The 7,752-nt window shown below is 68.0% G+C and carries 6 protein-coding genes; 2 read left to right on the top strand and 4 right to left on the bottom strand.

The genetic code is table 11. The annotated features are described in order from the left end of the window. Nucleotides 1-276: 276 nt before the first annotated feature. Nucleotides 277-618, top strand: coding sequence for a hypothetical protein (locus ACTZWT_RS14075; protein ID WP_444770290.1), 342 nt, complete (start codon nucleotides 277-279; stop codon nucleotides 616-618). Between the two features lie 24 nt (nucleotides 619-642). Here ACTZWT_RS14075 and ACTZWT_RS14070 read toward each other — a convergent pair whose 3' ends face one another. Continuing rightward, nucleotides 643-1,419: an SDR family NAD(P)-dependent oxidoreductase gene (locus tag ACTZWT_RS14070; protein ID WP_444770289.1), complete on the bottom strand. Its 777-nt coding sequence runs from the start codon at nucleotides 1,417-1,419 to the stop codon at nucleotides 643-645. A gap of 143 nt (nucleotides 1,420-1,562) precedes the next feature. Here ACTZWT_RS14070 and ACTZWT_RS14065 point away from each other — a divergent pair, with 143 nt between their 5' ends. Beyond that, nucleotides 1,563-2,297, top strand: coding sequence for an SDR family NAD(P)-dependent oxidoreductase (locus ACTZWT_RS14065; RefSeq protein ID WP_444770288.1), 735 nt, complete (start codon nucleotides 1,563-1,565; stop codon nucleotides 2,295-2,297). A 343-nt stretch (nucleotides 2,298-2,640) separates the two neighbouring features. Here ACTZWT_RS14065 and ACTZWT_RS14060 read toward each other — a convergent pair whose 3' ends face one another. From ACTZWT_RS14060 to ACTZWT_RS14050, 3 genes are all read right to left on the bottom strand, one after another. After that, nucleotides 2,641-4,272, bottom strand: coding sequence for an SGNH/GDSL hydrolase family protein (locus tag ACTZWT_RS14060; protein WP_444770287.1), 1,632 nt, complete (start codon nucleotides 4,270-4,272; stop codon nucleotides 2,641-2,643). A 107-nt stretch (nucleotides 4,273-4,379) separates the two neighbouring features. After that, complete coding sequence (gene dapA, locus ACTZWT_RS14055; protein ID WP_444770286.1) at nucleotides 4,380-5,285, bottom strand: 4-hydroxy-tetrahydrodipicolinate synthase; 906 nt, start codon at nucleotides 5,283-5,285, stop codon at nucleotides 4,380-4,382. 885 nt (nucleotides 5,286-6,170) lie between these two features. Further along, a complete protein-coding gene (locus ACTZWT_RS14050) occupies nucleotides 6,171-7,595 on the bottom strand; it encodes a lytic murein transglycosylase (RefSeq protein WP_444770285.1) in 1,425 nt (474 codons plus the stop codon). Nucleotides 7,596-7,752: the final 157 nt, after the last annotated feature.

The following is a 7,752-nucleotide window of genomic DNA, read 5'->3' as shown; positions in this document are numbered from 1 at the left end:
CAATGACGTCGTGCTTGTGAATGGGCTTTGCTGCGCTCGATCCGTCCAGATTGGTGCCAGAAGCGCTTGCCTCACTTGCTGCGTCATCGCCCGACTCGATCGGGCGACCCAGGATGCCAGAGCGCCGGTGTCGACCGGTCCTCGCCTTTGGATCCCCGCCTGCGTGGGGATGACTACTGGTGACGGCGCGACGGCTGTCCCTATCGAAAGTCGGCTTCTACCTCACTCCGTCCTGGCGTAGCCTGAGACGATTGGTCGAGGGGGCGTAAGCAAGCCATGACTGAAGATCCTGATCCGTCCGCGCCCGAGCGCTCCACCGCGAAGACGGTGCTCGACGGCCTGCGCGCCGACCTCGCCGCGCCGGCGGCGGACGATCTGCAGACGCTGCTGAAGATCGCCGGCGACCTCGACGTGCTCGACCACCGCCACCTCAGCGTGGAAGAAGCCGCCGCCTGGCAGGCCCGCCCCGAAACCCGCCGCGAATATATCCGCGCGATGCACGGCCGGCAGAGCGGCTTCAAGCTCGGCCTGCTGGTCGGGTTCGTCGCCGGCTTCGCCTTGACCGGCCTGTTCGGCGCCATGCTGGCGATGCATTGGCTGGTGGTCGCGCAGCAGTGAGCCGGCGCGCACGGTCCGCGCCCCTCACGCATTCCTTGCCATCAATCCCCCGTCGACCGGAATCACCACGCCGGTGAGAAACGACGCGGCCGGCAGGCACAGGCTCAGCGTCATGTGGGCGACTTCTTCCGGGTCGCCGTAGCGGTGCAGCGCGGTGCGGCGCCTCGCGTATTTCTGCTTGTGGTCGTCGCTGATGCGGCCGGTCATTGCGGTGGTGATCGGGCCCGGGCAGATGCAGTTGACGGTGATGCCTTCGGGGCCGAGCTCGACCGCGAGCGAACGCGTCAGACCCGTGACGCCGGCTTTGGCGGCCGAGTACGCGCTGTGGCCGGCAGTGGCGCCGAGCGCTTCGGTGGAGGCGATGTTGACGATGCGCGGGCTGGCTGATTTGCGCAGATATGGCAGCGCGGCGCGGATCACGCGCGGATGCGCGCTCAGCATCACGTTCAATGCGCGGTCCCAGCCGGCATCGTAGCCGTCGTCGTCGATCGCCAGCCGCACCGAGATTCCGGCATTGTTGATGACGATGTCGAGCCCGCCGAGCGCCTGCGCGATCGCTTCGACGCCTGTCCTGATCGCGCCCCCATCACCGACATCGAGCGCGTATGCGGTCGCGTCGCCGCCGCGCGCTTTGATCGCATCGGCCACCGGCTGCGCGGCCTCGAGCGTCACGTCGGTGACGGCGACGCGCGCGCCTTCGTCGGCGAACACATGCGCGGTGGCGCGGCCCATGCCGCTCGCGGCCCCGGTGACCAGCACGCGCAGGCCTTTGACGGAACGGCTCAGGGGTTTGTAGCTCATCGGTTTCCTCCGGTTGTTTCTTGTTGCGGAATTGCGCGGACCACGTCGCGGTCCGGCTCCGATTGACAAGGCTCGCATCGATTGGGACACAGGTCAAACGCGCGCCGTCAGAGCCGCGACACGACAACAAGGGAGAAACCGCGATGAACGATCTCGATTTTGGCGGCCAGCAGATGCTGATCGTCGGCGGCTCGAGCGGCATCGGCAACGGCATCGCGCAGGCGTTTCGCGCCCGCGGCGCGAAAGTCTGCGTCACCGGCACCCGGGCGCAAACGACCGACTACGCGCCCGAGGACGGCAGCGATTTCGACGGGCTGACTTACGCGCAGCTCGACGTCAGCAAGCCGCAGGCGATCGAGGCGTTCGCGCCGCCGCTGGAGCGGCTGGACGTGCTGGTGCTGGCGCAGGGCGCGGTGATCTATCGCCGCGGCGAGTTCGCGATGGACGGCTTCCGCCACGTGATGGAAGTCAATCTGATCAGCCTGATGGCCTGCGCGGGCAAATTCCATCCGCTGCTGAAATCCTCCGGCGGCAAGCTGATCATCGTGTCGTCGACCGCGGCGTTCCACGCCACCAAGGGCAACCCGGCCTACAACGCGTCGAAGACCGGCGCGATGGGGCTGACGCGGACGCTGGCGCAGGCCTGGGCCGAGGACGGCATCCGCGTCAACGGCATCGCGCCCGGACTGGTCGATACCAAGATGACCAAGGTCACCACCGCCAATCCGGCACGGCTCGCCGGCGCGATCGAAGGCATCCCGATGAAGCGGCTCGGCACGCCGCAGGAGATGGCCGGCGCCGCATTGTTTCTCGCCTCGCCGCTGTCGTCCTACGTGCTCGGCCAGACGCTGGTGGTCGACGGCGGGCTGATTTTGTAGCGCAACAGCTTCGGCCTCATCCTGACATGCGGGCCGCCAAATCAACGCCCTATCCCCGTCATTGCGAGCGAAGCGAAGCAATCCAGTGCGCCGAGCACAAGAGTCTGGATTGCTTCGTCGCTTCGCTCCTCGCAAAGACGAACTGAAGCGCCTGATATTGTTGCTCTCATTTTGAGTCAGGCTCTGAGGAGCGCGCTTGCGCGCATCTCGAAGGATGGCGGCGCGGCCCCTGCCGCCTCATGGTTCGAGACGCCCGGCTTCGCTACGCGATGCCGGGCTCCTCACCATGAGGGGCGGGTGTGTGGGCGCGTTGAACGCTCGTCGGTGATCGCGTCGCGCTGGATCAGCGGAAGATCGAGAAGAAGCCCGATGCGGTCGGCGGCGGTGCGCGGCGGGTCTGCGGCTGCTGCGGCGCCGGCGCGAAGCCGAAGAAGCCGGAGGCGGCGGGCGGCGGTGGCGGCGGCGCGGCGCGGGCGACGCGCTTCTGCGGTTGCGGCTGGGCGGCGGCGGCCGGCGCAGCGCCGCCCGGCGTCGTGCTCGCCACCGGCACCGCGCTCTTCGGCGGCTCCTTCGGCGGCGGCGGCTCCTGCGCGCGTTCGACCACGATCTCGCGGCGCGGCCAGGCGTAGTCGTCGGCGCGGCCGGCCGGGGCGGCGAGCGGTTCGCCCTTCGTCAGCGTGCGCGCGACCAGCGCATCGACCGGCGCCGGCGCGACGCCGGGGCCGCCGAGCAGTCGTTCGGTCGAGACCGACGAGGCCACCAGCGGCATGATCGGGCCTGCGATCGGCCGCGGCGCCGGACCATCCGGCTTGGCGTTTGCATCCGGCGTGCCGGGATCGGTCGGCAAGGCGATCGGCCCGGAACGTGCGGCGAGCAGGCGGGCGATCTCGCGCTCGACATAATGCGCCAGCTTGCGGGCGCCGGACTTGGTGAAATATACGCCGTCATAGGAGCGCAGCCGGCGCGTCTGGCCCTCGAAGTCGGGGCCCTGCAGCACATAGCGCCCGGCCTCGTCGACGAAGCCGTCCCAGACGTCGACATAAGTGATCCCGGCCTTGCCGGCGGCATCGCGAAACAGCGCGTTGAGGAACTGCGCGTCCGAGGTCGATTTGGTGCCGCGCACCGCGGGCAGGCCGACCCACAGCACCGGCACGCCCTTGGTCTTGAGCACCGCGATCATTTCCTCGAGCTTCCTGTTGTAGAGCTCGATCCAGCGATCATCGCGGAACTGGGCCGTGCCGTTGCCGGCGCGCTTGCCCTTCTCCGGCGTCATGATCCGCAGCGGATCGTCGTCATCGTCCGCATCGTCGGCATCCGCCGCCTTGTCGTCCGGCTTCGCATTCGGCTTGGCGGCGCCGTCGGCGTCGTCCGGCTTGCCCTTGCCATCCTTCTTCTTGTCCTTCTCGGCCGCCGGTTCGGCGATCGGGACGCGGTCGCTGAGGCCGAGCATCACCACGATCGCGTCCGGGTTCTCGGCGGCGAGGATGTCCCTGGCGGCCGCTGCCCAGTCGGACGGCTCGCCCTTGGGCTGGTAGCGCAGCAGGCCGGAGACGGTCTTGTGCTTGCGGATCACGCCCATGTCGGGCTGCTCGGCATAGGCCTGTTCGAGGCCGTAAGCGAGCCAGTCGGCCATCGCGTCGCCGAGCACCACGACGTTGCGCTCGGGCTGCACCGCCTGGTCGCGCTTGTCCGGCGCGGGCGCGCGGGAATAATCCTCGCGCACCGGCGCGCGCTTCGGCGCCTGGTGCTGGAACGGCGCGAACACGTCGCTGCCGAAGAAGCCGCCGCCGCCGCCGCCACCGTTGTAGCCGCCGACGCCGCGCGGCGGGCGTGGCGGTTGCTGCGGCGGGCCGCCGAAGCCGAAGAACTGCGCCGAGGCCGGCCCGGCGATGCCGACCAGCAGCAGGGCTGCGACCGCCAGCAGCGCTCCGCGCGCGCTCAGCAGGCCCAGCAGGGTTTTCGGCTTGTCGGACATCCGCGTCGCGCGCTCGCATCGGGAACAGGAACACCGCCTATACTAGCGGATTCGGGCCGCAACCGGGCAGCCTTCGTGACGCATAGGCGGGCCTCCAGCCGCCGCCGTCAAGGGCCGGCTTTCGCAGCGGAAAGCCGGGCATCGATGGCGTTCGCGAGGCCGTCGCCGACGGCCGTCAGCGGCAGCCGCAATTCCGGGCTGTCGATCAGTCCCAGCCGCCACAGCCAGTGCTTCAGCGCCGCCGGCGAGGGCTCGGCGAACAACAGCCGCGGCACCTCGGCGAGCCGCTGCCACGCGATCGAGGCGCCGAGCCGGTCGTCGGCCAGGACGCGCTGCCGCACCGCGCCGAAGGTCTCGGTCTCGACATGCGCCGAGGCCAGCACCGCGCCGTCGCAGCCGCGCACCAGCGCGCCGAAATACAGCGCATCCTCGCCGCTCAGCACCGCAAAGCCGCGCGGCCTGTCGTGCAGCAGCTCGACGGTCTGCCCCGTATCGCCACAGCAATCCTTGACGCCGACGATGTTGCGGCGCCCGGCCAGCCGCAGCATCGCGGCGTTGCCGAGATTGACGCCCGTTCGATAGGGGATGTTGTAGATCATGATCGGCCGGCTGGTTGCGTCCGACAGCGCCTCGAAGTGCAGCACCAGCCCCTGTTGCGACGGCCGCGAGTAGTACGGCGTGGCGATCAGGTAGCCGTCGACCGGCCAGTTCGCGGTGCGCGCCTGCGTCCGCACCATCTTGCGGGTGTCGCTGCCGCACAGGCCGAGCCACACCGGCAGCTTGCGGCCGGTCCAGGCCAGCGCCTCGGCCGTCAGCATCACCAGTTGCTCGACTTCGTCGTCATCGAGCGTCAGGCCCTCGCCGGTGGTGGCGGCGAGGATCAACCCGTCGATCGGCTGGCGCGCATAGTGGGCGATCAGCCGGCGCAGAGAGGCTGCGTCGAGCGCGCCGTCGCGAAACGGCGTGATCAGCGGCAGCCACAGCCCGCTGGGCGGCTCGGATTCGGTCTCCATCGTCGTGTCTCCTTCAAGAGGAGCCGGCCGACGGAGCGCAACAAAAAACCCCGTCGAAACCGGCGGGGTTTGGGTGATCGCGAACTGCGTCTGTCGATCTAGCGCGCGCGTGCATCCCCGGCCCCGAAGGAGGCGCGGTATTTATTGTTGCGATGAGCGGCGCAGTTGATCATGCAATCAGTAGGGCCCGCGACGGGAGTTTTGTCAACAACGAAGGCGAGGAACCACCCGATTCCTGCTATCAATTCGATTGGCACCCGGTCCTGAAATCCGTCATTGGCGGGACAAGCCGGCCAGTTAGTGACCTGATAGTCTGCAGGTCATCTCGATTGCGCACAGCTTCGTCATCCTGAGAGTCTGACTCGGAATGAGAGCAACAAGATCAGGCACTTGAGTTCGTCTTTGCGAGGAGCGAAGCGACGAAGCAATCCAGACTCCTGTGTTCGGCGCACTGGATTGCTTCGCTTCGCTCGCAATGACGGGGATAGGGCCTTGAATTTGCGCCCTGTATTTTCGGTCAGGCTCTGAGGAGCGAGCGAAGCGAGCCTCGAAGGATGCGGCCGCGCGGACGGTGCCGCGGCCACCCTACGAGGTCCGCAAGAGCGTGCACGTCAGAGTCTGACCGAAAACGCGGTCAATGAAATCATGCACTTTCGCTTCAACTCGTCATGCCCGGCCTTGTGCCGGGCATCCACGTCTTGCAGCGGAAGCCGCGAGAAAGGCGTGGATGGCCGGGACAAGCCCGGCCATGACGGAATTCAATCGCAAAACGAGAGATCCACAACAGCGCTTGATTTTGCCGCCGCTTTTTCGGTCAGCCTCTCAGGATGACGGCCGGGATTTTTGCCAGGCCTTGACGAGGGTGGCCCCCGCGTCCGACGTCGCTCAGCGTCCCCTCAACTTCTCCAGCATATCCCCCGTCGCGAATCCGTCCGCGGGTGCGCCGATCGAGGCCTGGAAGTTGCGCAGGCCCTCCCGCGTCAGGCTGCCGAACTGGCCGTCCGGGGTGCCGCGGTAGAAGCCGCGCTGGGCGAGGAGTTGCTGCAGTTCGAGGCGTTCGCTGCGGGACAGCACGCGTTCGTGGCGGGGCCAGGGCTGGACGAAGGGCGGGCCGCCGCGCAGGCGGTCGGCGAAATGGCCGATCGCCAGCGCATAGGCTTCGGCGGGGTTGTACTTCATGATGACGCGGAAATTGGTCAGCATCAGGAAGCCGGGGCCTTCGGCGCCGGCGGGCGCCAAGAGATAGGCCTTGTCGGTGGCGCGTGGAAACGGCTGACCGTTCGGCCGCTTGACGCCCATCTGCTCCCATTGCGCCAGCGTCAGCATCTGCTTGCGGTCGGCCATCATGTAGTCGAAGCCGCGCGGCATCGCGACTTCGTAGCCCCAGGTCGCGCCCGGCTGCCAGCCGTCCTTCTTCAGATTGTTGGCGGTCGAGGCGATCAGGTCGAACGGATTGTCGACGACGTCGCGGCGGCCGTCGCCGTCGGCGTCGACGGCGAAGCGCTTGAACGCGGTCGGCATGAATTGCGTCGGCCCGAACGCGCCGGCCCACGAGCCGCGCAACTGCTCGGGGCGCAGATCGCCGCGATGCAGGATCTCCAGCGCGGTGATGAATTCGTCCTTGAAGTATTTCTGCCGGCGCCCGACGCAGGCCAGCGTCGCGGTCGAGTTCACCACGTAGCGGTCGCCCATCTGGGTCGAGTAGTTGGACTCGATGCCCCAGATGGAAGCAATGATGTAGCGGTCGACGCCGGTGGCGCGCTCCACGGCGTCGAATTGCGGCTTGTATTGCGCGAGGATCTCGCGGCCCCTCGCCAGGCGATTGTCGTTCACCAGGATGTCGAGATAGTCCCAGATCGACTTGGTGAATTCCGGCTGCGAATCCATCAGATCCATCAGTCGCAGATCGGGCGACAGCCCGGCGGTGTAGCGCTCGAAACTCTCGCGCGAGATGCGGCGGCGCTGGGCGTCGGGCCACATCGAGGCGACGCAATTGTCGAAATTCGCGGCGGCCTCGCGGATCGCCTGCGCGGTCATCAGCGGATGTCCGGATCCGCCGTCCTCGCCGCTCCAAGGTTGCACGGCGGGCCGCGCGCTGCCGTTGCCGGGCGGCGGCGCGCTCGGCGTCTGCGCGGTGACGTTGGCCGGGCGCGGGGCGGCGGGCGCGGCGGGCGTCTTGTCCGGCAAGGCGCCGGTGAAGAGGTTGAACACGTCGAACGGGCTCTGCGCCTGGGCGGCGTTTGTCTGCAGCGCGGCACCCAGCAGTGTCATCGCCGCGACGCGTGTCAGCCTGTTGCCGGTTTTCGTCATGCGTGGTCGGATCCCGTCGGCTCGAAAATGCCCCTGGTCAGGAGGCCTCGTTACGGTTTCGATCATCTTAACAAGGCGTTCTTTTGTCTCCGGCGGGCGCTGTGGCGTACCGAGTTTTTCCGCGTGCGGACCGGCTTGACCGGCGCGCCGATTCCGG

Source organism: Rhodopseudomonas sp. NSM, from assembly GCF_052445935.1.
GTDB lineage: Bacteria > Pseudomonadota > Alphaproteobacteria > Rhizobiales > Xanthobacteraceae > Rhodopseudomonas.
Note: the sequence above shows the minus strand (reverse complement) of the source record. Positions and strands in the feature narration are given on the sequence as shown.

Bases quoted from the DNA above. Each gene is read 5' to 3' on its own strand.
- ACTZWT_RS14075 (WP_444770290.1), top strand. From the start codon at position 277: ATGACTGAAGATCCTGATCCGTCCGCGCCCGAGCGCTCCACCGCGAAG.
- ACTZWT_RS14060 (WP_444770287.1), bottom strand. From the start codon at position 4,272: ATGTCCGACAAGCCGAAAACCCTGCTGGGCCTGCTGAGCGCGCGCGGA.
- ACTZWT_RS14070 (WP_444770289.1), bottom strand. From the start codon at position 1,419: ATGAGCTACAAACCCCTGAGCCGTTCCGTCAAAGGCCTGCGCGTGCTG.
- ACTZWT_RS14065 (WP_444770288.1), top strand. From the start codon at position 1,563: ATGAACGATCTCGATTTTGGCGGCCAGCAGATGCTGATCGTCGGCGGC.
- dapA (WP_444770286.1), bottom strand. From the start codon at position 5,285: ATGGAGACCGAATCCGAGCCGCCCAGCGGGCTGTGGCTGCCGCTGATC.
- ACTZWT_RS14050 (WP_444770285.1), bottom strand. From the start codon at position 7,595: ATGACGAAAACCGGCAACAGGCTGACACGCGTCGCGGCGATGACACTG.